This is a genomic window from Streptomyces sp. 63XJN7_1_ISO-PGPR-S23-121, assembly GCF_056173025.1.
The window spans coordinates 1,128,935-1,154,303 of sequence record NZ_CM149653.1 but is presented as its reverse complement, the minus strand read 5'-3'; the positions used below and the strand labels follow the sequence as shown (position 1 = coordinate 1,154,303).

Annotated in this window: 26 protein-coding genes; 13 read left to right on the top strand and 13 right to left on the bottom strand. The window is 72.5% G+C overall.

Features of this window, described 5'->3' with window-relative positions; genetic code table 11:
- Window positions 1-6: 6 nt before the first annotated feature.
- A complete protein-coding gene (locus AC0VYN_RS05420) occupies window positions 7-1,029 on the bottom strand; it encodes an alpha/beta fold hydrolase (protein ID WP_475535007.1) in 1,023 nt (340 codons plus the stop codon).
- A 185-nt stretch (window positions 1,030-1,214) separates the two neighbouring features.
- Between AC0VYN_RS05420 and AC0VYN_RS05415 the strand changes: the two genes are divergently transcribed.
- The 4 genes from AC0VYN_RS05415 to AC0VYN_RS05400 all read left to right on the top strand — a co-directional run bounded on the left by AC0VYN_RS05415 (window position 1,215) and on the right by AC0VYN_RS05400 (window position 3,086).
- Entirely contained in the window at window positions 1,215-1,436 is a 222-nt protein-coding gene (locus AC0VYN_RS05415; RefSeq protein WP_386926623.1) for a hypothetical protein, read from the top strand.
- A 187-nt stretch (window positions 1,437-1,623) separates the two neighbouring features.
- Entirely contained in the window at window positions 1,624-2,265 is a 642-nt protein-coding gene (locus AC0VYN_RS05410; RefSeq protein ID WP_475535006.1) for a TetR/AcrR family transcriptional regulator, read from the top strand.
- A gap of 154 nt (window positions 2,266-2,419) precedes the next feature.
- Entirely contained in the window at window positions 2,420-2,647 is a 228-nt protein-coding gene (locus AC0VYN_RS05405) for a DUF3107 domain-containing protein (protein WP_161168724.1), read from the top strand.
- Window positions 2,648-2,816: 169 nt separating this feature from the next.
- Window positions 2,817-3,086, top strand: coding sequence for a hypothetical protein (locus AC0VYN_RS05400; RefSeq protein ID WP_385467411.1), 270 nt, complete (start codon window positions 2,817-2,819; stop codon window positions 3,084-3,086).
- A 46-nt stretch (window positions 3,087-3,132) separates the two neighbouring features.
- Here the strand turns inward: AC0VYN_RS05400 and AC0VYN_RS05395 are convergent, their stop codons facing one another.
- A complete protein-coding gene (locus tag AC0VYN_RS05395) occupies window positions 3,133-3,897 on the bottom strand; it encodes a ferritin-like domain-containing protein (protein WP_475535005.1) in 765 nt (254 codons plus the stop codon).
- A 498-nt stretch (window positions 3,898-4,395) separates the two neighbouring features.
- Between AC0VYN_RS05395 and AC0VYN_RS05390 the strand changes: the two genes are divergently transcribed.
- Window positions 4,396-6,888: a DEAD/DEAH box helicase gene (locus AC0VYN_RS05390; RefSeq protein ID WP_475536817.1), complete on the top strand. Its 2,493-nt coding sequence runs from the start codon at window positions 4,396-4,398 to the stop codon at window positions 6,886-6,888.
- Between the two features lie 174 nt (window positions 6,889-7,062).
- The gene (locus AC0VYN_RS05385) at window positions 7,063-7,980 is read left to right on the top strand and encodes an alpha/beta fold hydrolase (protein WP_475535004.1); all 918 of its coding nucleotides are present in this window, start codon (window positions 7,063-7,065) and stop codon (window positions 7,978-7,980) included.
- On the opposite strand, the gene AC0VYN_RS05380 is transcribed toward AC0VYN_RS05385, so the two are convergent.
- Window positions 7,977-8,873: an NYN domain-containing protein gene (locus tag AC0VYN_RS05380; protein ID WP_385473594.1), complete on the bottom strand. Its 897-nt coding sequence runs from the start codon at window positions 8,871-8,873 to the stop codon at window positions 7,977-7,979. The genes AC0VYN_RS05385 and AC0VYN_RS05380 overlap by 4 nt on opposite strands.
- A 245-nt stretch (window positions 8,874-9,118) precedes the next feature.
- Between AC0VYN_RS05380 and AC0VYN_RS05375 the strand changes: the two genes are divergently transcribed.
- The gene (locus AC0VYN_RS05375) at window positions 9,119-9,271 is read left to right on the top strand and encodes a hypothetical protein (protein ID WP_385473596.1); all 153 of its coding nucleotides are present in this window, start codon (window positions 9,119-9,121) and stop codon (window positions 9,269-9,271) included.
- Between the two features lie 78 nt (window positions 9,272-9,349).
- Here AC0VYN_RS05375 and AC0VYN_RS05370 read toward each other — a convergent pair whose 3' ends face one another.
- The 3 genes from AC0VYN_RS05370 to AC0VYN_RS05360 form a co-directional block, all read right to left on the bottom strand.
- On the bottom strand, window positions 9,350-9,955 hold the full coding sequence (locus tag AC0VYN_RS05370; protein WP_475535003.1) for a MarC family protein: 606 nt from the start codon (window positions 9,953-9,955) through the stop codon (window positions 9,350-9,352).
- A gap of 71 nt (window positions 9,956-10,026) precedes the next feature.
- On the bottom strand, window positions 10,027-10,884 hold the full coding sequence (locus tag AC0VYN_RS05365) for a PHP domain-containing protein (RefSeq protein ID WP_475535002.1): 858 nt from the start codon (window positions 10,882-10,884) through the stop codon (window positions 10,027-10,029).
- 157 nt (window positions 10,885-11,041) lie between these two features.
- Window positions 11,042-11,683 carry a DUF6758 family protein gene (locus AC0VYN_RS05360; RefSeq protein WP_475535001.1) on the bottom strand — a complete coding sequence of 214 codons (642 nt, stop codon included), beginning with the start codon at window positions 11,681-11,683 and terminating at the stop codon, window positions 11,042-11,044.
- 159 nt (window positions 11,684-11,842) lie between these two features.
- On the opposite strand from AC0VYN_RS05360, the gene AC0VYN_RS05355 reads away from it, so the two are divergent.
- A complete protein-coding gene (locus AC0VYN_RS05355; protein WP_475535000.1) occupies window positions 11,843-13,066 on the top strand; it encodes an MFS transporter in 1,224 nt (407 codons plus the stop codon).
- A 30-nt stretch (window positions 13,067-13,096) separates the two neighbouring features.
- On the opposite strand, the gene AC0VYN_RS05350 is transcribed toward AC0VYN_RS05355, so the two are convergent.
- The gene (locus AC0VYN_RS05350) at window positions 13,097-13,693 is read right to left on the bottom strand and encodes a suppressor of fused domain protein (protein WP_475534999.1); all 597 of its coding nucleotides are present in this window, start codon (window positions 13,691-13,693) and stop codon (window positions 13,097-13,099) included.
- 537 nt (window positions 13,694-14,230) lie between these two features.
- Here AC0VYN_RS05350 and AC0VYN_RS05345 point away from each other — a divergent pair.
- Both AC0VYN_RS05345 and AC0VYN_RS05340 read left to right on the top strand, forming a co-directional pair.
- Entirely contained in the window at window positions 14,231-15,346 is a 1,116-nt protein-coding gene (locus tag AC0VYN_RS05345) for a magnesium and cobalt transport protein CorA (protein ID WP_385469239.1), read from the top strand.
- Window positions 15,347-15,379: 33 nt separating this feature from the next.
- Window positions 15,380-15,901 carry a hypothetical protein gene (locus AC0VYN_RS05340; RefSeq protein WP_475534998.1) on the top strand — a complete coding sequence of 174 codons (522 nt, stop codon included), beginning with the start codon at window positions 15,380-15,382 and terminating at the stop codon, window positions 15,899-15,901.
- Here AC0VYN_RS05340 and AC0VYN_RS05335 read toward each other — a convergent pair.
- Window positions 15,898-16,635 carry a hypothetical protein gene (locus AC0VYN_RS05335; protein WP_386922815.1) on the bottom strand — a complete coding sequence of 246 codons (738 nt, stop codon included), beginning with the start codon at window positions 16,633-16,635 and terminating at the stop codon, window positions 15,898-15,900. The genes AC0VYN_RS05340 and AC0VYN_RS05335 overlap by 4 nt on opposite strands.
- 212 nt (window positions 16,636-16,847) lie before the next feature.
- Between AC0VYN_RS05335 and AC0VYN_RS05330 the strand changes: the two genes are divergently transcribed.
- Genes AC0VYN_RS05330 through AC0VYN_RS05320 form a run of 3 tightly spaced genes read left to right on the top strand, consistent with a single transcriptional unit; the run spans window position 16,848 to window position 19,916 of the window.
- A complete protein-coding gene (locus AC0VYN_RS05330; RefSeq protein ID WP_475534997.1) occupies window positions 16,848-18,146 on the top strand; it encodes a magnesium transporter MgtE N-terminal domain-containing protein in 1,299 nt (432 codons plus the stop codon).
- Window positions 18,136-18,738 (top strand): DUF1003 domain-containing protein, encoded by a 603-nt coding sequence (locus AC0VYN_RS05325; protein ID WP_475534996.1) that lies wholly within the window; start codon window positions 18,136-18,138, stop codon window positions 18,736-18,738. Before AC0VYN_RS05330 ends, AC0VYN_RS05325 begins: the two co-directional genes overlap by 11 nt.
- Window positions 18,739-18,782: 44 nt before the next feature.
- Window positions 18,783-19,916, top strand: coding sequence for an Mrp/NBP35 family ATP-binding protein (locus tag AC0VYN_RS05320; protein ID WP_385469249.1), 1,134 nt, complete (start codon window positions 18,783-18,785; stop codon window positions 19,914-19,916).
- 67 nt (window positions 19,917-19,983) lie between these two features.
- Here the strand turns inward: AC0VYN_RS05320 and AC0VYN_RS05315 are convergent, their stop codons facing one another.
- From AC0VYN_RS05315 to sigE, 5 genes are all read right to left on the bottom strand, one after another.
- Window positions 19,984-20,658, bottom strand: coding sequence for a hypothetical protein (locus tag AC0VYN_RS05315; protein ID WP_385469251.1), 675 nt, complete (start codon window positions 20,656-20,658; stop codon window positions 19,984-19,986).
- A gap of 247 nt (window positions 20,659-20,905) precedes the next feature.
- The gene (locus AC0VYN_RS05310) at window positions 20,906-21,355 is read right to left on the bottom strand and encodes a sec-independent translocase (protein ID WP_475534995.1); all 450 of its coding nucleotides are present in this window, start codon (window positions 21,353-21,355) and stop codon (window positions 20,906-20,908) included.
- A gap of 155 nt (window positions 21,356-21,510) precedes the next feature.
- Entirely contained in the window at window positions 21,511-23,415 is a 1,905-nt protein-coding gene (locus AC0VYN_RS05305; RefSeq protein WP_475534994.1) for a S1C family serine protease, read from the bottom strand.
- 94 nt (window positions 23,416-23,509) lie between these two features.
- Window positions 23,510-24,487 carry an anti-sigma factor family protein gene (locus AC0VYN_RS05300; RefSeq protein ID WP_475534993.1) on the bottom strand — a complete coding sequence of 326 codons (978 nt, stop codon included), beginning with the start codon at window positions 24,485-24,487 and terminating at the stop codon, window positions 23,510-23,512.
- Entirely contained in the window at window positions 24,484-25,155 is a 672-nt protein-coding gene (sigE, locus tag AC0VYN_RS05295; RefSeq protein WP_385469259.1) for an RNA polymerase sigma factor SigE, read from the bottom strand. Before sigE ends, AC0VYN_RS05300 begins: the two co-directional genes overlap by 4 nt.
- Window positions 25,156-25,369: the final 214 nt, after the last annotated feature.

The window sequence follows — 25,369 nt, the reverse complement described above, 5'->3', positions numbered from 1 at the left end:
CGCGCCTCAGCCTCCTGTTGTCTGGTTGGCGGGCTCGTCGTCGACGGCCCCGTCGGTGCTCCGGCCGACCGCCCGTCCATCGGTGTCCGCGAGAAGTTCGCGGAACGCCGTGGCCACGGTCTCCGGATATTCCATCATCGCCACGTGACCCGCGTCCGGCAGGGTCAGCAGCCGGGAGTCGCGGAAGGCACGGGCCGCCCGCTGGGCCATGCGGTAGCCGACGAGTTGGTCCCGTCCACCGTAGACCAGCAGCGTCGGCGCGAGAACCCGTCCGGCCTGCCGCCAGAGTCCGTGCTGGCCGCCCAGGGTGTACGCGTTGACGATCCCACGCGCCGAACGCGCCATCGCGTCCCAGAAGTACGGCAGTCGCAGCCGGCGCTCCATCTCCTCGACGGCGTTGCGGAAGCCGTCCGGCGACACCCTCGCCGGGTCGCCGTAGCAGAGGGCCGTCACCCCGCGGACCCGCTGCTCCGCGGTCCATTCCCTGGTGAGCCGGGTGAACAGCGCCACCACTCCCGGCAGCGCCAGCAGCCCCGTCGGCACCGCGCTGCGCTGGACGCGGATCTCGGGCAGCGCGGGCGACACGAGGGTCAGCGTGCGCACGAGGTCGGGCCGCACGGCGGCGACGCGCGTGGCGACCGCGCCGCCGAGCGAGTTGCCGAAGAGGTGCACGGGACCGCGTCCGGCCGCGTCCAGGTGACGGATGACTGCGCGCGCGTGCCCCGTGACGGAGTAGTCGCCGTCGTCCGGTGGCGGCGAGTCGCCGAAGCCGGGCAGGTCGACGGCCTCGCTGTCGACGACGTCGTCCAGCAGCGGCATCAGCGCCGACCAGTTCCGCGAGGAGCCGCCGAGGCCGTGGATGTACAGCGCGGGCGGGAGGCCCTCGCGCGCGGGGCGCCGGGAGCGCACCGTGAGGGTGATTCCGGGCAGGTGGACCGAGCCGAGCCGCTCGCCCTCGACGACCCTGACGGCCGCCACCCTGGGCAGCACGTTGGCGGGCGGCGCGGACGGCTGCTCGGTCGAAGACATGGGCCAATGTTACGAGACGATCACGCACTGGTTCATGTGTTCGCCGTCACAAGGGCGGGTGCGGTATCGGCGGTGGGCGCACGGTGACGTCTGGCGGCCGAATCGGGTGTCTCCTAGGCTCATGGAAAGGGCACCCGCATGTGGCCCCTGCATCCCCAGGGACGTCCGTAGGAAGGGAGCCCAGCATGACCGTCGACCCCACCGACCCGGAGACCTTCGACAACGAGGACCGGGAACCGCAGGAACTCGGCGTCGAGGCCCCCGACGCCGACGCGGCCGAGCAGAACGCGGACATCACCCCCGACCGCGACGACCCGCTCACCGACGTGGAACCGGATCGCGCCAACGAGGCGGACCTGGCCGAACAGGCCCGGGTGGTCGCGCAGGACGAGGACGACTACCGCTGAGGCGGGGGGCCGCCGAACGAGAGGGAGGCCGATCTTTGCCCGGCCTGGGACCTTTTGAAACCTGTTGTGCGGCTTTCGCCTCCGTCCGGTCCGTGAAATTCTGCGCTCGCACCGCGCGCACCACGGTTACCGAAAAGTACGATGGCGACGCGGCGCACACCGCACGTGGACGACTATGGGAGGCGGCGTGACAGCCATCGAGCAGACAGAGGCGGTACGCCCGCGGGGCACACGCCTTCCCCGCCGTGCCCGACGCAACCAGCTGCTGGGCGCCGCCCAGGAAGTGTTCGTGGCACAGGGCTACCACGCCGCCGCGATGGACGACATCGCCGAGCGCGCCGGCGTCAGCAAGCCTGTGCTCTACCAGCACTTCCCCGGCAAGCTCGACCTCTACCTCGCCCTGCTGGACCAGCACTGCGAGGCGCTGATCCAGTCCGTGCGGAACGCGCTCGCGTCGACGACCGACAACAAGCAGCGCGTCCGGGCGACGATGGACGCCTACTTCGCGTACGTGGAGGACGACGGCGGTGCCTTCCGTCTGGTCTTCGAGTCGGACCTGACCAACGAGCCCGCCGTGCGCGAGCGCGTCGACAAGGTGACGAACGAGTGCGCCGAGGCGATCTGCGACGTGATCGCCGAGGACACCGGCCTCTCGCGGGCCGAGTCGACGCTGCTGGCCTCCGGTCTGGGCGGCCTCGCCCAGGTGGTGGCCCGCGCCTGGCTGCACAGCGACCGCAGCGTGCCGCGCGACCAGGCGGTCCAGCTGCTGACGTCACTGGCCTGGCGGGGCATCGCCGGTTTCCCGATGCACGGCAGCGAGCAACCCTGACCGTCGCACGTTCGGCGTACGGCGTCGTCCGCTCCCCGGGCTGTTCGCTCCTGGCGTTCTCGGGCGGAGCGTGTACGTCCCCTCACCGGGCTAATGTGTGCTGGGTACGGCGCGTAAGATCGCGCACTTCACTGACCGTCGGAGGGACATAGCCGTGGAGGTCAAGATCGGCGTGCAGCACGCGCCCCGCGAGATCGTTCTGGAGAGCGGTCAGAGTGCCGAGGAGGTAGAGCGCGTGGTGGCCGAGGCACTGGCCGGCAAGTCGCAGCTGCTGAGCCTCGTGGACGAGCACGGCCGCAAGGTCCTGGTCCCGGCGGACCGCCTCGCCTACGTCGAGCTCGGCGAGCCGAGCCCGCGCAAGGTGGGATTCGGCGCGCTGTAGCCGACACAGGCAGCACGCGAAGGGCCCGGCGGCCACGAACCGCCGGGCCTTTTCCGTTTCCCCCCTGGGGGCACAGCTCACCCACAGGAGGAGGATTGCATTCCGCAGGTCAGGGGTAAGTCGGGTAAGACCGTTTCGGGCAGGCCGGCCACGTGGGAGGGACCCCGACATGCTCCTGGAAGCGCTCAGCGCCTCGATCCTCGGCCTCGCCCTGGCCTGGGCCGCCGCCCACCGCCTGCCGCACCGCCTCCCCGACCGTGTCCTGGTCCTGCCGACGGGAGTCGCCGGGGCCCTCTTCGGGGCGTTCGTCACGCACACCGCGCTGGGCGCCGGCGGCCTCGTGCCGGTCCTCGTCGGCGCGGCAGCCGTCTCGGCGGCCTCGCTGTCGCTGCTGCTGCGCCCCGCGCGACGACTGCGGCGCCGCTCGGCGACCGCCTGACCGGCCGCCGGTGGGGCACCGGCGGTGAGGTCCGGCCGGGCGGTGCCTAGGCCGCCAGCCCCAGGGCCGCCATCCGCTTGGTGTGCGCCTCGGTGATCCGCGAGAACATCCGGCCCACCTCGGCGAGGTCGAAGCCGTCCGCCACCCCGCCCACGAGCATCGTCGACAGCGCGTCCCGGTCGGCGACGACCCGCTGCGACTGCGACAGCGCCTCGCCCATCAGCCGCCGCGCCCACAGCGCCAGCCGGCCGCCCACCCGCGGGTCCGCGTCGATCGCCGCGCGCACCTTCTCCACGGCGAAGCTCGCGTGCCCGGTGTCGTCCAGCACGGCCAGCACCAGATCCCGGGTGTCGGCGTCGAGCCGGGCGGCGACCTCACGGTAGAAGTCGCTGGCGATGGAGTCGCCGACGTAGGCCTTGACCAGGCCCTCCAGCCAGTCCGAGGGGTCGGTCTGCTTGTGGAAGCCGTCGTAGGCGGCCACGAACGGCTCCATGGCCGCCGTCGGCTCCTCGCCGATCCCCGCGAGCCGGTCGCGCAGTCGCTCGAAGTGGTGGAACTCCGCCGACGCCATCTTCGCCAGTTCCGCCTTGTCCGCCAGCGTGGGTGCCAGCTTGGCGTCCTCCGCGAGCCGCTCGAACGCCGCCAGCTCGCCGTACGCGAGCGCGCCGAGCAGGTCCACGACCGCGGCACGGTACTGCGGGTCGGCGGCGGCCGTCGCCCAGTCCCGGGCGGCGACTCCGGTGGCTCCGGTGGCTCCGGTGGTTTCGGCGGGGGCGTCCGTGGCGTTGCCAGGCTTGTCAGAGCTCGTCATGCAGCGCACAATAGCCCGCCGAACGTGGACGGTACGGGCCTGGTCAGTCACTGTGACGACGACTACGTGACCGAATCGGCCATCGCGTGTGCGCGAATCCGGGGTATGGTGGTAATGCGCCTGCCGAGTATGTGACGTACGGGTACGTGACGTCTTCGTCGGGCCGCACGCATGAGGATGCCCGGTCGGTGGCCCGATCGGCTCCGACCCGACAGCCCTCCCTCCGTACGCCACAGTGCGTACGGACCCCGGAGGGGGACCCTCAGTGGTACGAGCGCTGGAGCGTCGACAGAGGTCCCGTGTCCCGTGTCCTACGGCTCACCCGTAAGGCAGCCGACGTCCCCGACACGGTCCGGCACGACCCGCGCGCTCGCCTCGCACCACGCACACAGAAGAGGCAGCACCCTGACTACGACGTTCCGATCCCTCGGGATCCTCCCCGAGACCGCCGAAGCCCTCGAGGCCGTCGGCATCATCAACCCCTTCCCCATCCAGGAGCTGACGCTCCCCGTGGCCCTGTCGGGCACGGACGTCATCGGCCAGGCCAAGACCGGCACCGGCAAGACGCTGGGCTTCGGCCTCCCGCTCCTCGAGCGCGTCACCGTCCCCGCAGACGTCGAGGCGGGCCGGGCGGCGCCCGAGTCCCTGACCGACGCCCCGCAGGCCCTCGTCGTCGTCCCGACGCGCGAGCTGTGCCAGCAGGTCACCAACGACCTGCTGACCGCCGGCAAGGTCCGCAACGTGCGCGTCCTCGCGATCTACGGCGGCCGGGCCTACGAACCGCAGGTGGAGGCCCTGAAGAAGGGCGTCGACGTGATCGTCGGCACCCCGGGCCGTCTGCTGGACCTCGCGGGCCAGAAGAAGCTGAGCCTGAAGCACATCAAGAGCCTGGTCCTCGACGAGGCCGACGAGATGCTCGACCTGGGCTTCCTGCCCGACGTCGAGAAGATCATCAACATGCTGCCGGCCAAGCGCCAGACGATGCTGTTCTCGGCCACCATGCCGGGCGCCGTCATCGGACTGGCCCGCCGCTACATGTCGCAGCCCACGCACATCTCCGCCACCTCGCCGGACGACGCGGGCGCGACGGTCGCGAACACGAAGCAGTTCATCTACCGCGCGCACAACATGGACAAGCCCGAGATGGTGGCGCGCATACTGCAGGCCGACGGCCGGGGACTGGCCATGGTCTTCTGCCGCACCAAGCGCACCGCGGCCGACCTGGCCGACCAGCTCAAGCAGCGCGGCTTCGCCTCCGGCGCGGTCCACGGCGACCTCGGCCAGGGCGCCCGCGAGCAGGCCCTGCGCGCCTTCCGCAACGGCAAGGTGGACGTGCTCGTCTGCACCGACGTCGCCGCCCGCGGCATCGACGTCGAAGGCGTGACGCACGTCATCAACTACCAGTCGCCGGAAGAGGAGAAGACGTACCTGCACCGCATCGGCCGCACCGGCCGCGCGGGCGCCAAGGGTACGGCGATCACGCTGGTCGACTGGGACGACATCCCGCGCTGGCAGCTGATCAACAAGGCGCTGGACCTGGGCTTCAACGACCCGCCGGAGACGTACTCCACCTCCCCGCACTTCTACTCCGACCTCGGCATCCCCGAGGGCACCAAGGGCGTCCTGCCGCGCTCGGAGCGCACGCGCGCCGGGCTGGACGCGGAGGAGCTCGAGGACCTGGGTGAGCCGGGCGGCCGGGGTGGCCGTGCCCGCGGTGGCCGTGGTGGCCGGGACGAGTCCCGTTCCGCCGACCACGAGCGTTCCTCCCGTGCGCCGCGTCGCCGTCGCCGTACGCGCGGCGGGTCGCAGGTGGACGCGCCGGCCGCCGGGACCGCCGCGCCCGAGGCCGTGACCGGCGGCGCGGACGGCGCCACGGACACGGACGCCGCCGCCCAGGGCCCTCGTACGCTGCGCCGGCGTCGTCGCACCCGCGGCGGCGAGCCGGCCCAGCAGCCGGTGGCGGCCGCCGCGGTCGAGGCGTCGGCACCGGAGACCGCCGTCGCGACGGCGGAGGGCACGGCCGCGGAGGCTTCGGAGAGCGTCGAGGCCCCGGCGAAGCCGCGTCGTCGCCGCACCCGCAAGTCGGCGGAGGCGCCGGCCGCGCCGCTCGAGGCCGCCCCGGTGGCCGAGGCCGCCGTGGTCGAGGCCGCCGTGGTCGAGGCCGCCGTGGTCGAGGCCCCGGTGACCGAGGTGTCCGCGGTCGAGACGCCCGTCGAGAAGCCGCGTCGGCGCACCCGCAAGGCCACCGCCGCCGAGAAGGCGGTCGACACGGCCGAGGCGGTGGCCGAGCCCGTGGCCGAACCGGCGGAGTCGAAGCCGCGCCGTACGCGCAAGAAGGCGGCGGCACCGGCGGAGACCGCGGAGACCACCGAGACGGCGGAGTCGAAGCCGCGCCGGACCCGCAAGGCCGCCGCCGCTCCGGAGGCCGTCGAGGTCGCCGAGACCGCGGAGACCGTCGAGGCCAAGCCGCGCCGGACCCGCAAGACCGCGGCCGCCAAGGCGGAAGCCGCCGTCGACACGGCCGAGGCCACGGAGGCCAAGCCGCGCCGCCGCACCCGCAAGGCCGCCGAACCGGCCGGGGCCACCGCCGAGATCCCTGCCCAGTCGGCGCAGGAGCCGGAGGCGGCCGAGACGGCCAAGCCGCGCCGTACCCGCAAGGCGGCAGCCGCCAAGGCGGAGACCGCGGTCGACACGGCCGAGGCCACGGAGGCCAAGCCGCGCCGGACCCGCAAGGCCGCCGCCGCTCCGGAGGTCACCGAGGCCGCTGAGACCGTCGAGGCCAAGCCGCGCCGCCGCACCCGCAAGGCCGCCGAACCGGCCGAGGCCACCGCCGAGATCCCGGCTCAGGCCTGGCAGGAGCCGGAGGCCGCACCGCGGCGCCGGACCCGCAAGGCCGCGGCGGCCCCCGTCGAGGCCGCCGAGACGAAGCCGAAGGCTCGTCGTACGCGCAAGGCGGTCGCGACGCAGCCCGCGGAGTCGGCCGAGAGCTGACCCGCCGCGTCCCGATCCGTCGGCCCGGTCCCGCCACTCGGCGGGGCCGGGCCGACGGCGTGTCCGCGCCGGTATGCAGGCGTGCGGTGGGGTGGGTGGGCACGGCAGCGCGCGACTGCCCGCAGGCTGGGCCGGTGGGGTGGGCGGGGTCGGGGGCGCGGATAGTCTCTGGGCGTGAGCACGAACGCCCGCTTCACCCCGCCGCCCGCCGCCCGCACGTACCGGCTGCGTACCGCGCGCGGTGAGTTCGCCGTCGTCGATTCGCCCGCGGCGGGCGACGGCGTGCCGAGGGGCGTCGTGCTGATGCTGCCCGGGTTCACGGGCAGCAAGGAGGACTTCACCCTGCTCCACGAGCCGCTCGCCGCCCGCGGGTACCGCACGGTCGCCGTGGACGGGCGGGGGCAGTACGAGTCCGACGGCCCCGAGCACGACGAGTACGGCTACGCGCAGCCCGAGCTGGCCCGGGACGTCCACGCACAGGTCGCTGCGCTCGGAACGCCCGTGCACCTCCTCGGGCACTCGCTCGGCGGCCAGATCGCCCGTGCCGCCGTGCTGCTCGACCACTCCCCCTTCGTCTCCCTGACGCTGATGTCGTCGGGTCCGGCGCGGATCTCCGTCTCGCAGCAGCAGCGCGTGAAGCTCCTGCGGGACGCGCTCGACACCATGACGATGGCGCAGGTCTGGGAGGTGATGCAGGCGATGGGGCCGCCCGAGGAGGCCGGTGCCCCGGTCCCCGCGCGCGGCCCGGACGGCCCGGAACGGCTGCGCGAGCGCTGGCTGGGCACCAGGCCCGCCCAACTGCTGGCCACGGGGCGCCAGTTGTGCACCGAGCCGGACCGTGTCGCCGAGCTCGCCGCCGTGCCGCTGCCGTTCCACGTGCTGTCGGGCGCCTACGACGACACCTGGCCCGTCCCCCTCCTGGACGAGATGGCCGTACGGCTGGACGCGCGCCGGACGGTCGTCCCGGGGGCCGAGCACTCCCCCAACACGGACCAGCCGCTGCCGACCGCCCGGGCCCTGGCCGACTTCTGGGACGCCGTCCCCGCGACACGCCGGGACGGCGGGCCGGACCGGTCCGGGGGCCTGTCCTAGTACTGCGAGCGGAGGTGCTCCCAGAAGCCGTCCCGCAGCGCCCGGCGCAGGTCGGCCTGGCCGCGCAGTGAGTACTGCAGCAGCCCCTCGGCCTCCACCAGCAGGTCCTGGTCGACCGAGCCGGGGAGGTAGGGGTGGCCGGGGAGCAGCTCCAGCAGCGTGTCGCGGCCCCGGGCCGCCAGCCATTTCGCCGCGATCTGGGCGCCCACGAAGCGGACGTCCTCGCGGGCCGGCCGGACCGTGCCGGCCGCTTCGTAGGCGTGGGCCGTGCGCCGGGAGACGTACGGCTTGAAGAAGTCCAGCTCGAAGGTGCGCTGGCTGTCGACCTCCCAGAGCAGCGGGTCGGCCTGGTTGCGGCCCTCGGGGGCCTCGATGCCCCACAGGTGGACGCGGGCGCCGTACCCCTGGGCGGCCTCGACCGCCGACACCAGGTCCTCGTCGCCGCCGAGCAGCGCCGCGTCGCTGATGGCGCGGTGCCGGGCGAGGGACTCCAGGTCGGAGCGGATGAGGGAGTCGACGCCCTTCTGCTGGTTGTTGGCGTTGAGGTTGCCCAGGCGGACCTTGACGTCGGGCAGCTCGGCGATGGACTGCTGCTCGGCGGTGTGGATGCGGCGCCGCGCGCCGTCGTACCAGTAGACCCGGAGCAGGCGGCTGTCCGCGAAGATCGTGCGGGCCGTGTCGATGAGTGCCTCGATCAGCCCCTCGGCGTCCAGGTCGAAGGCCCTGCGGTCCTCGGTGCCGGCGACCAGCCGGCCCGCCGCCGCGTACAGGTAGCCGGCGTCGACGAAGATCGCGTGGGTGGAGGGCGTCTTCGCCACCTCGACGAGCATGCGCTGCAGCAGCTCGTTGGTGCGGTCGATGCGGGCGTTCAGGGCCGCGAGGTCGTCGTTCATCACCTCCATTGTCCCGGCGGTCACGCTGCGAACACAACCGGTCCCGGTCAGTCTTGTGCCGTACACGGACCGCCCGGACCCGAGCTTCTTACGTGTCAGTAATTAGTTGTTCGAAAAATTTCCTTAGCGTAGGGAATGTTCGTAACACCCAGCCGGTTGACTCGTATGGACGCCCGGGCACCGACGACCCGGGGCCCACACCAGTAGTTCTCCTCAGGAGGATGACCAGATCAAGGGAGAGGCCCATGCGCTTTGAAGTCATGCGACTCGACGACAACGACGGAACGCCCGTCGACACCACCGTCGTGGACGCCGCCTCCGTGAACCGCATCGTTCAGCAGGCCGCCGCCATCGGGCAGCGCCTGTGGATCCGCCCTGCCGACACCTCGGCCTTGTAACGCGGACCGTTCGTACGCCGCGAGCCCCCGTGCGGCACCGTCACCGGTGCCGTGCGGGGGCTCTGTCGTCCCCGGCGCTCACGCGCCCTGGATCACCTGCGTCACGCCGTTGATGATCTGCTGCACGGCGATCGCGGAGAGCATCATGCCCGCGAGGCGGGTGACCAGGACGACACCGCCGTCCTTGATGACGCGGATGATCAGCAGCGAGTACCGCATCACCAGCCACAGCACCATATGGATGGCGAGGATCGCAGACCAGACCGACACCTGCGAGGTCACGCTGCCGGCCTTCTGCACCGCCAGGATGACCGACACGATGGCACCGGGTCCCGCCAGCAGCGGCATGCCCAGGGGCACCAGCGCGACGTTGACGTCCTTGGTCTGCTTGGGCTCGTCCGTCTTGCCGGTGAGCAGGTCGAGCGCGATCAGCAGGAGCAGCAGTCCGCCGGCGATCATCAGTGCGGGCACGGACACGTGCAGGTAGTTAAGGATCTGGTGCCCGAGCAGTCCGAACACCGCGATCACACCGCCGGCCACGCAGACGGCCTGGAAGGCCATCCGCTTCTGCACCTTGGCGGGCCGGCCGGCGGTCAGCGCGAGGAATATCGGGGTGATCCCGGGGGGATCCATGATGACAAAAAGGGTCAGGAAGAGGGAGCCGAAGACGGCGAGGTCGAACATGAGCGTGACAAAGCCTTGCGCTGAACAGGAACAACGAACGGGGATGTGAGGCGGGAGCGGCCGCGCGGGCCTCAGGCTCCGCCGGCGCCCGGCACGGGGAACGCCCCGAACGCCCGCCGCGTGATCTCCCCGTAGACCTCGGGGTCGGTGGTGTACTCGCCCAGCTCGCAGGTCTTGCGGCTGCCGTGGTAGTCGCTGGAGCCGGTCACCAGGAGGCCGAGCTCGGCAGCGAGTCCGCGCAGCCGCGCCCGCGTCGGCGCGTCGTGGTCCATGTGGTCGACCTCGATGCCGTCCAGCCCGGCGGCGGCCAGCTCGGCGATGGCGGCCTCCGGTACCGTACGTCCCCGCTTGGCGGCGGCCGGGTGGGCGAACACCGCGACGCCACCGGCGCCCTTGATCAGCCGGATCGCCTCGAAGGGGTCGGTCTCGTGCTTCGCCACGTGGGCCCGGCCGCCGTCGGCCAGCCAGTCCTCGGTGAAGGCGTCGCTCACGGTCGGCACGACGCCGAGCTCCACGAGCGCGGAGGCCACGTGCGGGCGCCCGACGGAGCCGTCTCCGGCGATCCGCGCGACCTGCTCCCAGGTGACGGGGACGCCCAGCTCGTTGAGCTTGGCGACCATGCCCCGCGCCCGCGGCACCCGGTCGTCCCGGACCAGCTCACGCTCGGCGAGCAGGGCGGGCTCCTCGGGGTCGAAGAGGTAGGCCAGCATGTGCATGCTGACGCCGTCGAGGCGGCAGGAGAGTTCGGCGCCGGTGACCAGCGTCAGCCCCTCGGGCAGCGCGGCGACGGCCTCGGCGTGGCCGCGGGTGGTGTCGTGGTCGGTCAGCGCGACGACGTCCAGTCCGGCCTTCGCGGCGTTGCGCACCAGCTCGGCCGGGGTGTCCGTGCCGTCGGACGCGGTGGAGTGGGTGTGCAGATCGATGCGCACGACGCTGACTCCAGGCGGTGACGGGACGGAGGGGGACGCTCAAGGATAACCGGCGTTCCGCCTTCCGGTGTCACACCCGAAGTGGGCTCGCGCCCCCTACGCACAGCGCGCCCACCGGCCCGCGGACGCGGTGCGTGCCGCGGCCTCCGAGCCGGGCCTACGGCTGGAGGAGCCGCGGCGACAGGGCGCCGCACGGCACCAGGTCCACCTCGGCACCGGCGTCCCGGAGATCGGTCAGCACCAGCTCGTCGTACATGAGCAGCCCCGACTGCTCGGGCCAGAGCACGGCCCACAGCCACACCCCGAGGGCCTCTCCGGCGAACACGGCCCGATCGACCGGGGCGCCGGAGACGTGCCAGAGCGGGGCCGGCCGGCCGGCGGCGAGGACCTTGGCCTGGGGCGGCTTCTCGACGTCCAGGTAGGGGCCGGGGTCCGGTGCGTCGATCCCCGCGTACCAGGCGCCGAGTCCGACACCCAGTTCCTCGGCCACCAGGATCAGCTCGCCGGCGCCTCCGAGCGGGCCGGGTCCCGAGCAGGCCACGGCGGTGGCCCGGCCGCCGCTGCGGTCGTCGCCCGCGCAGGCCACGCCGGTGAACAGCCAGCCCACCGGGAGCGGCCACGGCATCCACAGCGGCACCTGGGTGCGGTGCACCACGACGCCGAGCGCCTCGACGCTGGGCGGTATCACGGGCTGCAGCGGGTGCACCGGCCCGTGCACGTCGCACTGCCATGAATCGGCGAAGAGACCGGGAGCCCTGACCCGGCCACCACACTTCGGGCAACTGGGTTCGCCCCTCATACGGCCCCACGGTCCTACCCTCGCTCCCCCACGTCAAGGACGATCACCCATCCGGACCGCGGGCCTGACCAGGGGAAAGTAGATGTGCATTGCATTAATTAGCCGCGCTAACTTACTATGTGCAAACACCAACCATCTCCTGTCGGCATTGGAGCAACCATGGACCCCTTCGACGCGGGTGCGGGCGGCATCCTGCGCCAGCCCAAGGCCGTGTGGGCGACCGCCGGCGCGTCCGTCGTCGCCTTCATGGGCATCGGGCTCGTCGACCCGATCCTGCCGTCCATCGCCAAGGGCCTGGACGCGAGCGCCAGCCAGGTCTCCCTGCTGTTCACCTCGTACTTCCTGATCACGGCCGTCGCGATGCTGGTCACCGGCTTCGTCTCCAGCCGCATCGGCGGCCGGAAGACCCTGCTGCTCGGGCTCGCCTTCGTCGTGGTCTTCGCCGGCCTCGCGGGCACCTCCGACAGCGTCGGCCAGCTCGTCGGCTACCGGGCGGGCTGGGGCCTCGGCAACGCCCTGTTCGTCTCGACGGCCCTCGCGGTCATCGTCGGCGCGGCGGCCGGCGGCAGCGCCGCGGCGATCCTGCTGTACGAGTCCGCCCTCGGCCTCGGCATGGCCTGCGGCCCGCTGCTGGGCGCGCTGCTGGGTGACGCCAGTTGGCGCTACCCGTTCTTCGGCACCGCGTTCCTGATGGCGATCGGCTTCCTGTGCATCACGGTGTTCCTGAAGGAGCAGCCGAGGCCGGCCCGCAAGACCTCGCTGCTGGACCCGATCAGGGCGCTGGGCCACGGCGGCCTCGCCTCCGCCGCGGTCTCGGCCTTCTTCTACAACTACACGTTCTTCACCGTGCTGGCCTTCACGCCGTTCGTGCTGAACATGACGCCGTACAAGTCCGGTGCGGTGTTCTTCGCGTGGGGCGTGCTGCTCGCGGTCTTCTCGGTCCTCGTGGCGCCGCGCATGCAGAGGCGGTTCGGCTCGCTGAAGGTGCTCGGCGGCTCGCTGGTGCTGCTCGCGGCCGACGTCCTGGTCCTCGGGTACGGCAACCACACCGCGGCGATCGTCTGCACCATCCTGTCCGGCGCCTTCATCGGCGTGAACAACACCGTGTACACCGAGCTGGCCCTCGGCGTGTCGGACGCGCCGCGCCCGGTGGCGAGCGCCGGTTACAACTTCGTGCGCTGGTTCGCGGCGGCCGCCGCCCCGTACTTCGCGCCGAAGATCGAGGAGTGGACCGACATCCACATCCCGTTCGTGGTGGCCGCGGTCACCGCCGTGCTGGGCGCGGGCGTCGTCGTCGTACGCCGCCGCGCCCTCACCCACGAAGCCGAGGAGCAGGAGCCGAGGCACGCGACCGAGGACGGGGTCACCGTCTTCGCCAATTGACCCACGCCCGAGGGGCGTTGGTGACTTCGGTCACTCCAGCGGGACGGACCTGCGGGACGGATCCCGCAGGTCCGTCCCGTGCGTCAGCCAGCGCTCCTGGAGGGCCTGGGCGCCGTGCACCCGCTTCCAGGCGGCCTCGTTCGGTGTCATCGGCAGCAGCGGCAGGAACCGTACGGGGTCCAGCGGCGCGTCCAGCTCCAGGTCCTCCACCAGACCGCCCGGCTCGGCCACCAGCACCGAGGTGAAGGGGGCGCCGGGCCACAGCGGCTCACCGACGTCCAGGGAGGCGCCGGGCGCCACGACGACGCCCTCCACCTGCGGGGACGCGCCCAGCACGGCCAGCGGGCGGAGCACCTTGCCGGTGTCGGCGCGGCCCGCCCGGACGGAGAGGACCAGCTCGGCGCGCGGGCCCTTCACCGGATCGGCGAGCACGGCCGTGGGGTCCGCCATGGGCTGCGCGGACATGCCGAGCGTGGCGTAGCGGACGATGTCGCCCTCCGGACCTCCGCCGGGGAAGCGCAGCACCTCGATGCGGTCGGCGCCGAGGAAGGTGACCGCCGCGCGCGCGTCCGGGTCGCCCAGTGCCGTACGCAACCGGGCTTCGACCAGAGGAAGAACATCAGCCATGCGGCGAGCATAGAACTCGTCAGTACGCGGCAAAGCGGCACCTTGACACGTCGAGTCACTGATACTCTGGGCCAGCGGTTTTGGGGCAGCACGCAGCTGGGGGCACCTCCCTGGCCCTCCAGGCACTGGCGGAGGCGTGATCATGACCCCGACGCTATGAACACTCCCCTACGGGGAACCCCTTCAAACGGGGTGTGGATCGTCCCTCACGAGGGACCGGCCGGAGGAGGTGGGCGGCATGGACCGAAGTCGACCGTGCAGTACCACTCGCTCTTCCGGACGCTGACGCAGCTGCTCCGGTTCTTCCCGCCGCCGCTTCCTGCTCGCGCGCCTCTCCTCGGAAGAGCACTTCGTCTCGTTTTGCCTGATCTGCCTGCCTGCAACAGCAGTGCTGCATCAGCAGTGAAGTCGGCCACCGCGACGGTGCGGTGCCCCCCGCTTTGTGGACGCGCCGAGCACGCGTGATCTGGACGTCCTCATTCCGGGTGGTTCCACCCCTCGCCGGCACGCTCGCTGCCCGTCGCGAAGGAGCCTGCCATGTCGATGATCCGTGACCTGCGCGCCGCGGTCCGCCCGTCCCGCGTCTCGCTGCGCAAGGACAACGGCGTCTACGACACCACCCGCGACCCGGGGACCGCCTCCGCCGTCGTCGACTGCGCCGTCTACCGCGACGGCACGCGCGTCGTGACCGACGCACCGCTGAGCCCGCACCAGGCGATGCGGCAGGTGCGCCGCGACGGCGGGTTCGTGTGGATCGGTCTGCACGAGCCCACCGAGGACGAATTCGCCGGTATCGCCCGGGAGTTCGGGCTGCACCCGCTGGCCGTGGAGGACGCCGTCCAGGCCCACCAGCGGCCCAAGCTGGAGCGCTACGACGACTCCCTGTTCACGGTCTTCAAGACGATCCACTACGTCGACCACGACGAGCTCACCGCGAACAGCGAGGTCGTCGAGACCGGCGAGGTCATGTGCTTCACCGGACGGGACTTCTTCATCACCGTCCGGCACGGCGGGCAGGGCTCGCTGCGGGCACTGCGGTGCCGGCTGCAGGACGAGCCCGAGCTGCTGCTCAAGGGCCCCTCCGCGGTGCTGCACGCCATCGCCGACCACGTCGTCGACGGCTACATCGCGGTCGCCGACGCGGTGCAGGACGACATCGACGAGGTCGAGACCGAGGTGTTCTCGCCGGGCCGCAAGGGCAGCCCGCGCGGCACCGACGCCAGCCGGATCTACCAACTCAAGCGCGAGGTACTGGAGTTCAAGCGGGCCGTGGCGCCGCTGCTGCGGCCCATGCAGCTGCTCAGCGAGCGTCCCATGCGGCTGATCGACCCGGAGATCCAGAAGTACTTCCGGGACGTCGCCGACCACGTGGCGCGGGTGCAGGAGCAGGTCATCGGCTTCGACGAGCTGCTGAACTCCATCCTCCAGGCCAACCTCGCCCAGGCGTCAGTCGCGCAGAACGAGGACATGCGCAAGATCACCTCGTGGGCGGCGATCATCGCCGTGCCGACGATGGTGTGCGGGGTGTACGGCATGAACTTCGACTACATGCCGGAGACGCACTGGAAGTTCGGCTATCCGCTGGTCCTGTCGATCACGGTCGGCATCTGCCTCGGCATCCACCGCACGCTCAAGCGCAACGGCTGGCTCTGAACCGGCCCGCGGGCTCGTGGATAGGCTGACCGCATGACACGCGAGCTGCTCGACCAGGCCCTCGTCGAGGAGGCCACGAAGAAGTCCGGCCTTATCTGGGTCAAGGGCCCCGGGGTGCCCGCCCGTGCGCTGTGGCACGTCTGGCACGAGGGCGCGGCCTGCGTCGTCGGCGACGGACCCGGTGAGCAGCCGCTGCCGGGCCTGGCCGACGGGGCGGTGGCCGAGGTGACGGTGCGCAGCAAGGACAAGGGGGGCCGGCTGGTCTCCTGGGCGGCGAGGGTCGTGGAGCTGCCGTCCGGCTCCGAGGCGTGGCAGGCCGCGGTCGCCGACCTCAAGGGCAAGCGGCTGAACGCCCCGGACGGCGAGGCGATGACCGGCCGCTGGGCCCGTGAGTGCCGGGTGCTGCGTCTGGAGCCGACGGGGACGCTCGCGCCGCTGCCCGACGGTTCGCTGGCCGAGGCGCCGCTGCCGAGCCCGGCGACGACGCGTGAACCGCTCCCGGAGGGCCTGCCGCGCCTGCTGCTGAAGCGTCGCGGTAAGAGCCGGCGGCACTAGGACGTCGGCAGCTGCTTGCCGTAGTCCAGGGTGTCGTCCTTGGCCGGCGCCGTGAGCGCGAAGTCCTTGTTCCAGTCGGAGAAGCTGAGCGTGCCCGCGCTGCCCGCCCGCACCAGGCGCAGCGGATAGGGCGCGCCCTCCAGGGAGACGTCCAGCGAGCCGCCCGAGCCCTCGTCGCCGGTGACGCGGACCGTGCGGACGCCCGCCTGCTCGTGCCGCCCGTCGGTCTCCACCGTGCCGTGCAGGGTCAGCAGGCCGTCGAGGAGGACGTCCTTGTCCGTGAAGCCGCTGAACTTCTGGTACGCGGGGTCGCCCTCCGGCACCTTCACGTACTTGCCGGCGAGCTTGTCGGCGGCCGCGGCGTCGCCGCCGTCGTGGGTCCAGAACCCGGCGTCGGCCTTGAGGAAGAGCTGGTCGCCGACGCGCAGCAGCCGGAAGGTCGTCCCCTCGGCGGCGACCGACCCGGTGCCGCCGTCGGACTTCAGGCGCATGTCGAGGGTGTACGTGGCGCCGCCGGCGGCCACCGTCCCGTGCAGCCGGACCGCGCGGGCGGACGAGGCGGCCGCGCGCGTCTTGGCGTGGATCTTCGCGGCCGGGAGCTTGCCCACCCCGTTGGTGCCCGCGTCGGGGTCCTCGCTGCTGCATCCCGTCAGCCCCGCCCCCGTCACGGCCAGGGCGCACACCGCGCCCAGCCAGGCGGCCCTGCGGATTCGGCGCCGGGGAGTCACGGTCACGGGTGGGGCTGCCTTTCTGACGGGGGTCCAAGCGGCGTACGGCAGCGTACCGGGGCCTGGCACCATGATCGGAGCCAGTCCGTCCGGACCGGCCGCCAGGGCGGACCTCTTCGGGACGGGCTAGCCTGAAGGCCGTCCGAGTGGGCAATTCGGAAAAGAGACACAGTACGAAACACCTCTCACGGACTGACTGACGAAAAGGAGCCGCGGCCATGGCAGCGGGCGCCCCCCGGATCTTCGTCTCGCACCTCTCCGGCATCGCCGTCTTCGACCCGGCCGGCGACCAGGTGGGACGGGTGCGCGACCTGGTCGTCATGCTCCGCGTCGGCCGCAAGCCCCCGCGGGTGCTGGGTCTGGTCGTCGAACTGTCCACCCGCCGCCGCATCTTCCTGCCGATGACCCGGGTCACCGGGATCGAGTCCGGGCAGGTCATCACGACCGGGGTGCTCAACGTGCGGCGCTTCGAGCAGCGGCCCACCGAGCGCCTCGTCTTCGGCGAGCTCCTCGACCGGCGGGTGACGCTCGTCGAGGACGGCGAGGAGGCCACGGTCCTGGACCTGTCGGTGCAGCAGCTCCCGGCCCGCCGGGACTGGGAGATCGACAAGGTGTTCGTCCGCAAGGGCCGCAAGAGCAGCGCCTTCCGGCGCAACAAGGGCGAGACGCTGACCGTCGAGTGGTCCGGCGTCACCGGCTTCTCCCTGGAGGAGCAGGGCCAGGGCGCCGAGAACCTCCTCGCCACCTTCGAGCAGCTGCACCCCGCCGACCTTGCCAACGTGCTGCACCACCTGTCCGCCAAGCGCCGCGCCGAGGTCGCCGCCGCCCTCGACGACGACCGCCTGGCCGACGTGCTGGAGGAGCTGCCCGAGGACGACCAGATCGAGATCCTCGGCAAGCTCAAGGAGGAGCGCGCCGCCGACGTGCTGGAGGCGATGGACCCGGACGACGCGGCCGACCTGCTCGGCGAGCTGCCGGAGGCGGACAAGGAACGCCTGCTGAGCCTGATGCAGCCCTCCGACGCGGCCGACATGCGGCGCCTGATGGCCTACGAGGAGCACACGGCCGGCGGCCTGATGACGACCGAGCCGATCGTGCTGCGTCCCGACGCCACCGTCGCCGACGCCCTGGCCCGCATCCGCAACCCGGACCTGTCGCCGGCGCACGCCGCCCAGGTCTACGTGTGCCGTCCGCCCGAGGAGACGCCGACCGGCAAGTACCTGGGCACGGTCCACTTCCAGCGCCTGCTGCGCGACCCCCCGTACACGCTGGTCGGGTCGATGCTCGACGACGACCTCCAGCCCCTGGAACCGGACGCCGCGCTGCCCGTGGTGGCCGGCTTCTTCGCCACCTACGACATGGTGGCGGCGCCCGTCGTCGACGACTCCGGGTCGCTGCTCGGCGCGATCACCGTGGACGACGTACTGGACCACATGCTGCCCGAGGACTGGCGGGAGACCGAGTACCACCTCGAGGAGACGGACGAGGGAAGGGAGGTGGGTGCCGATGGCGCCTGAGCGCGAGACGGCGGCCCGTGAGCGCGCGGTGTCGGGGGCCACGGCGGCCTCCCGGCCCCGCGGTGCCCGTCTGGATCAGCCCCGGCCGCCCCGGCGCCGGCTCCTGCCCGAGTGGGACCCGGAGGCCTTCGGGCGGCTGTCGGAGCGCATCGCGCGCTTCCTGGGCACCGGGCGGTTCATCGTCTGGATGACGGTCGCCATCATCGTCTGGGTGCTGTGGAACGTGTCCGTGCCGGGCAGTCTGCGGTTCGACGAGTACCCGTTCATCTTCCTGACGCTGGCCCTGTCCCTCCAGGCCTCCTACGCGGCCCCGCTGATCCTGCTCGCCCAGAACCGGCAGGACGACCGGGACCGGGTCAATCTGGAGCAGGACCGCAAGCAGAACGAGCGGTCGATCGCCGACACCGAGTACCTGACCCGGGAGATCGCGGCCCTGCGCATCGGGCTCGGCGAGGTCGCCACCCGGGACTGGATCCGCTCCGAGCTCCAGGATCTGATCAAGGAGATGGAGGAGCGGCAGGACGGCCACCGCCACCGGGACGGGGTATTCCCGGCGGACCGGTCCACCGGGCGTGACGTACACGACCGCTGACGGGGCTTTCCGCGTCCCCCTGGCGGCGCCGTACCATCGTGTCTATGGCTACGGAAGACGCGGTGCGCGAGGCACTGGCGACGGTGAACGACCCCGAGATCAACCGGCCCATCACCGAGCTCGGCATGGTCAAGTCGGTGGAGATCGGCGCGGACGGAGCGGTCGCGGTCGCGGTGTACCTGACGGTCTCCGGGTGTCCCATGCGGGACACCATCACGCAGCGGGTGACCGACGCCGTCTCGCGGGTCGAGGGCGTCACGCGGGTCGACGTCGAGCTGGACGTGATGAGCGACGAGCAGCGCCGTGAGCTGGCCTCCGCGCTGCGCGGCGGCCAGACCGAGCGCGAGGTGCCCTTCGCCAAGCCGGGCAGCCTGACCCGGGTGTACGCGGTCGCCTCCGGCAAGGGCGGCGTCGGCAAGTCGTCCGTGACGGTGAACCTGGCGGCGGCGATGGCGGCCGACGGCCTGAAGGTCGGTGTGGTCGACGCCGACATCTACGGTCACTCCGTGCCGCGCATGCTGGGCGCCGACGGGCGGCCCACCCAGGTCGAGAACATGATCATGCCGCCGTCGGCCAACGGCGTGAAGGTCATCTCGATCGGCATGTTCACCCCGGGCAACGCGCCGGTCGTCTGGCGCGGCCCGATGCTGCACCGCGCGCTCCAGCAGTTCCTGGCGGACGTGTACTGGGGCGACCTGGACGTCCTGCTGCTCGACCTGCCGCCCGGCACCGGTGACATTGCGATCTCCGTCGCGCAGCTCGTCCCGAACGCCGAGATCCTCGTCGTGACGACCCCTCAGCAGGCCGCCGCCGAGGTGGCGGAGCGGGCCGGCGCGATCGCCGTGCAGACCCACCAGAAGATCGTCGGCGTGGTCGAGAACATGTCCGGCCTGCCCTGCCCGCACTGCGGCGAGATGGTCGACGTGTTCGGCACGGGCGGCGGCCAGGCGGTCGCCGACGGCCTGACCCGCACGACCGGCGCCTCGGTCCCGGTCCTCGGCTCCATCCCGATCGACGTCCGTCTGCGCGAGGGCGGCGACGAGGGCAGGCCCGTGGTCCTGTCCGACCCGGAGTCCCCGGCGGGCGCGGCCCTGCGGTCGATCGCGGGCAAGCTGGGCGGCCGTCAGCGCGGCCTGTCGGGGCTGTCGCTGGGGATCACGCCCAGGAACAAGTTCTGACGTCCCGTACGGACCTGGGGGCGCTGTCCTGAGGGACGGCGCCCCGTGTCGTACGCCCGGCCGCCGGTCAGGCGTCGTAGGCGGTGATGTCCTTGACCACGGAGAAGGCGAGCCCGTAGGCGCTCATGCCCCGGCCGTACGCCCCGAGGTGGACGCCCCGGTCGGTGGAGCCGGCGAGCACCCAGCCGAACTCGGACTCCCGGTAGTGGAAGGACGTCGGCACGCCGTCCACGGGCAGGGACAGCGTCGTCCAGTCCTCCCCGTCGAGGTCGTCGGCCAGCACCCACGCGGTCTCGGTCTGCTGCTCCAGCCAGTTGTCCCGCAGGGAGTGGTCCATCTGGCCGGGCCAGGTGAAGGACAGCAGCCCCACACCGGCGAGCCACGCCGCCGAGGACACCGAGGTGGCCTCCAGCAGCCCCGTGCCGTCGGCGCTGTGCCGGTCGGGGTTGGCGGCCACCGTCACGACCACCGCGAACTTCTCCCTGGCGTCCTGCTCGTCGCCCGCCACGTGCTCGTTGCGCACCGACGGTTCGTCGCCGTGCCCGATGGAGCCGTGTTCCACGGCCCCGTCGGCCGCGGTGCCGACCTGCATCAGCCACCGCCGGCCCGTGAACGCCTCGTCGAGGCCGTACCACGGGAAGTGCGCCCGCAGATAGCCGTCGACCGTACGCCGGGCGGAGGGGACCGGTGGTCCGTCCTCCGCGGCCGGCGCCTGCGCGACCGCCGCGTTCGTCGTCTCCATGTGCCCGGACGCCTCCTCGCTCTCGTCGGAGCGGATCGGCCCACCCCCCTTCGGGCGCACTCGTCCGCTCCGCACAACAACTCGGCAGCATAGCCACACGATTGCGGACAGCCGGGAAAGCGCCCGGCGCGTGGGGCGCACCGGCACCGTGATCAGGCCGCACGCGACCGGTTCGGAGTATGAGACGCGTCACGTTCGGCGGTGGGGCGGGTGCCCTTCCCCCCGCACGGCGGGAGGCGTGCCGGGCTCAGGTGGCGTCGGCGTCGAACGGCGGGCGGTCGTCCCGGGCGGGGGCCTCGGGCTTCTTGGCCATGTCGATCTTCTTGGTCATGTCGATGGCCCCGCCGGAGGAGGTGGACGGCGACGCCTCCGACTCGCGGCCGTGGACCGCGTCGGTGACCTCGGCCATCTCCTTCTTCAGGTCGAAGGTGTTGCGGATCTCCTTGAGACCCAGCTCGTCGTTGTCGAGCTGCTTGCGGATGAACGTCTTGGGGTTGAGGTCCTCGAACTCGAAGTCCTTGAACTCGGGACCCAGCTCCTCCCGGATGTCCCGCTTGGCGCTGTCCGAGAACTCCCGGATCTTCCGGATGGTCCGCGTCACGTCCTGGATGACCTTGGGGAGCTTGTCCGGTCCGAACACGAGCACGGCGAGGACGACGAGCGTCACCAGCTCGAGTGCGCCTATGTCATTGAACACCTGAAGCTCCTTGCGATGTCCGGGCCGCAACCACGGTACCCGCCGATCCTGCCCGGCCGGTACCGTCCCGTGACCGTCGACTGTGCGTATGCGAGCGCTTTCCCGATTGTTTGCCTTCCGGGCCCCTCTCCCGGCCTCGCTCCGGTCCGTCCGTCTCAGCCTCCGCCGGAGGAGCCGAGCACCAACGAGACATTCGTCTCCCTGCCCTCGCGCTCCACGGTCAGCTCCAGGCGGTCGCCGGGGCGGTGGGCGCGGGTCCTGACGATGAGTTCCTCACCGGAGTGCACGCGCCGGCCGTCGACCTCCGTGATCACGTCGCCGGCCCTGAGGCCGGCGTCGGCGCCAGGTCCGCCCGGGGTGACCGGGGAACCTCCGTCGCCGCCCCGCGTGCCCACGCGGGCGCCGTCGCCGGCGTAGCTCATGTCGAGGGTGATGCCGATGACCGGGTGCGTCGCCCGGCCCGTGTTGATCAGCTCCTCGGCGACGCGCTTGCCCTGGTTGATGGGGATGGCGAAGCCCAGTCCTATGGAGCCGGCCTGGCCGCCGCCGGACTCGGTGCCGCCGGCGTCGGCGGACCGGATGGCGGAGTTGATGCCGATGGCGCGGCCCCGGGAGTCGAGGAGGGGGCCGCCGGAGTTGCCGGGGTTGATGGGCGCGTCGGTCTGCAGCGCGTCGACGTACGACACGTCGCTGCCGTCGCTCTCCTCGCCGCCCGCGGTGATGGGCCGCTCCCTGGCGCTGATGATGCCGGAGGTGACCGTGCCGGCCAGGTCGAAGGGGGCGCCGATGGCGACGACGGGGTCGCCCACCTGCACGTTGTCGGAGTTGCCGAGGGGCAGGGGGGTGAGTCCGTCGACGCCCTTCACCTTCACCACGGCGAGGTCGTATCCGCTGTCGCGGCCGACGACCGTGGCCTCGGCGGTGTCGCCGCTGTTGAAGGTCACGGTTATCTCGCCGCCGTTCCCCGCGGGCTCGACGACGTGGTTGTTGGTGAGGACGTGGCCGCGCCCGTCGAGGACGAAGCCGGTGCCGGTGCCCGCCGCGTCGCTGCCGCTCACGTGCAGCGTCACCACGCTGGGCAGGGCCCTCGCGGCGATCCCGGCGACGCTGTCCGCCGCCCGGTCGGCCGGTTCCCTGCCGGCCTGGGGCAGCTCCACGGTCCCCACGCCGCCGTTGCGCTCCAGATAGGTCCCCACGGCGCCGCCGATGCCGCCGGAGACGAGGGCCACCAGCACGATGCCGACGGCGAGCGTGCGCCGGGTCCGCTTGCGCGGCCGCTCCGGCGTGCCGACGGCGCCGCCGGTGTGCTGGAGCGGGCCGGCGGCGGCCCACGGGTCGTAGCGCCGCCAGGGGTCGGGCACGGGGGCGCCCGGGGGCGGGGTGCCGCCGGGGTGCGGGGACGCGGCGGGTGCGGTGGGCGTGCCCGTGGCGGGCGTGCCGGCGATGGGCGCCAGGGGTGCCGGGTGCTGGAGCGGCGGGGCGGGGGGCGGGGCGTCCGCGTAGGCGGGGTCGGGTACCGGGGTGCCGGGGGGCGGCGCGGGTGCCGGGGGCGCCGTCGGGCCGTGGGGCGGTGTGGTGGTGCCGTGGGGTGGCGTGGTGGTGCCGTGGGGCGGTGTGGTGGTGCCGTGGGGTGGCGTGGTGGCCGGATGCTGGACCGGCGGGGCGGGGGCCCAGGGGCCGGGCTCGCCGTACGGCGGGGTGCTGTACGGGTCGGGATCGTGCAGCGGCCGGGGACGCTCGGCGGCGTCCGGCGCGTCCGTCGTGGCGGGGCGGGGTTCCGGGACGGTGGCGGGGCTGTCCGGGGCGGCGTCGGGGTGCGTCGCCGGTGCCTGGGAGCGGGGCGCGGGGCCGTCCAGCTCGTAGTCGCCGTCGTGCCGCCGCTCGTCGTCCCCCAGGGGTGCCGCGGGGCGCTCCAGCCGGAAGTCGCCCCAGTCGCGCTCGTCGTCGCCGCTGCCGTGGGCGGCGCGAGGACGTGCCAGTTCGAAGTCTCCGTCGGAGCCGTCCCCGGACGGTCGAGGACGGCTCCACCACTTCGCCTTCGTGGGTTTCCCCTCGTTCATGCTCTCCCCGCACCTGGCCGCGAATCGTCGGCTCCAAGGGCTCTGGCGCCATCCCGGATTCAATCAGGTCCGCGACCCGGCGCGCAGATCCTTGTCAGGGGAGGGGACGGTGGGGCACGGCGGGCAGCGCCGTGGCCCGCGGGGAGGAGACCGGGTCGGGGGCGGGTGCGGAGAAGAGGCCCGGGGGCTCGGCCACGGGCGGCGACGGCCAGGCGGCCAGGGCGAGCGGCGGGACCGCGTTCAGCGGCCGTATCAGCGGGGACACCGCGACCGCGCCGACCGTCACCGGCGTGGTCAGCGCACGCACGGACCGGTGCCGCGGGTCGGCGGCCGAGGGGGCCGGCAGGCCGGGCAGCAGCGGCGCGGTCACCTCGGTCGGGGCCACGGGGGTCTCCCCGGGCGTCCGGTGGCCCTGGGTCTGCCCGAGCAGTGGCCCGGCCGAGCGGCGGCGCTGGTTCTCCGGGTTCTTGGCCGCTCCCGTGCCCTGGGTGCCCAGCGGCGTCACATTGCTGCCGGCGCCCGAGCCCCGGGCCTCCGTCGCCGTGTCGGGCGTGCCGAGGGTGACACCGCCCAGCGCGATCGCGGCCAGCGACACCGCTCCCGCGGCGACGAACGCGAAGCGCATCCCACGCGAGGCGGAGCGCTCCGACTCGTGCCGGCTCACGTCGTGGATCCGGAAGCCCCGGTCCGCCGACGAGGAGGGCAGCAGAGAGGAGTGCGGGCGGGCGGTGACGTAGCCGAACTCGAACCTCCCGGGCATGCCGGGCATCGGGTCGGAGAAGTCCCCGCCGGTCAGCGGCGAGTCGCGGCCGTCCGTGTCACCGCCGCCCGGAAGCCCCTGGAGGCGGGCCAGGAAGCTCTCGGACGGGGCCGGCGGGGCGGCCGCCGCGAAGACGTTCTTCAGGCGGCGCTGCGCGTCGACCTCCGCCTTGCACTTCGGGCAGGTCGCCACGTGCGCCAGCACGCGCTCACGCGCGTCATGACCGAGCTCTCCGTCCACCAGGGCGGAGAGTCGGTCTCCCAGGTGCTGCTCCGCGAGGTGTCCCTCCGGTTTCGGCCGTGACCCACTCACGCGCTCGTGCCCCCTCCTCCCAGTGCGGGAACGCGGGCCACGAAGGAGCGGCGCTCCGCGCGGGCCTGCGGGGAACGGTGCGCGAGGGCCTTGCGCAGCTGGGAGCGGCCGCGGTGGATCCGCGAGCGGACGGTGCCGAGCTTGACGCCGAGGGTCGCGGCGATCTCCTCGTACGACAGTCCCTCGATGTCGCACAGGACTACGGCGGCGCGGAACTCGGGGGCGAGCGTGTCCAGCGCCTGCTGGACGTCCGCGTCGAAGTGGGCGTCGTGGAAGAGCTGCTGCGGGGTGGGCTCCTTGCTGGGCAGCCGCTCGGCCGCGTCGTCGCCGAGCGCGTCGAAACGGATGCGCTGCTTGCGGCGCACCATGTCCAGGAACAGGTTCGTGGTGATGCGGTGCAGCCAGCCCTCGAAGGTGCCGGGGGTGTAGGTCGACAGGGACCGGAAGACGCGGACGAAGACCTCCTGGGTGAGGTCCTCGGCGTCGTGCTGGTTACCGGTGAGCCGGTAGGCGAGGCGGTAGACCCGGCCGCTGTGCGTGCTGACGATCTCCTCCCAGGTGGGCGGAGTCCACGCCTGCCCGTCCGCGTCGCTGGTGAAGGTCGCGGTCTGGGTGGGTCCTGAGGCAGGACCGGTGGCGTGGCTGTGGTCAGCAGCGGTGTCGTTCACGGATTTGGGCCTGCCCGCCGATCCGAGAAAGCGCCGCAGCACTCCTCCCCGATCCACAGGTGCGGCCGCACCTCCCCTGTCGGCTCTGGTGGTGTCCAGTGGAGCCCCTACCATAGCCACCTCGCCCGTTAGCTCCGGATAAGCGGTTTTACGAGAATTTGATCTGCGCTCGCACCGCTCGTACGGCTGCGTCAGCACTTGCTCGGTGCCCTGG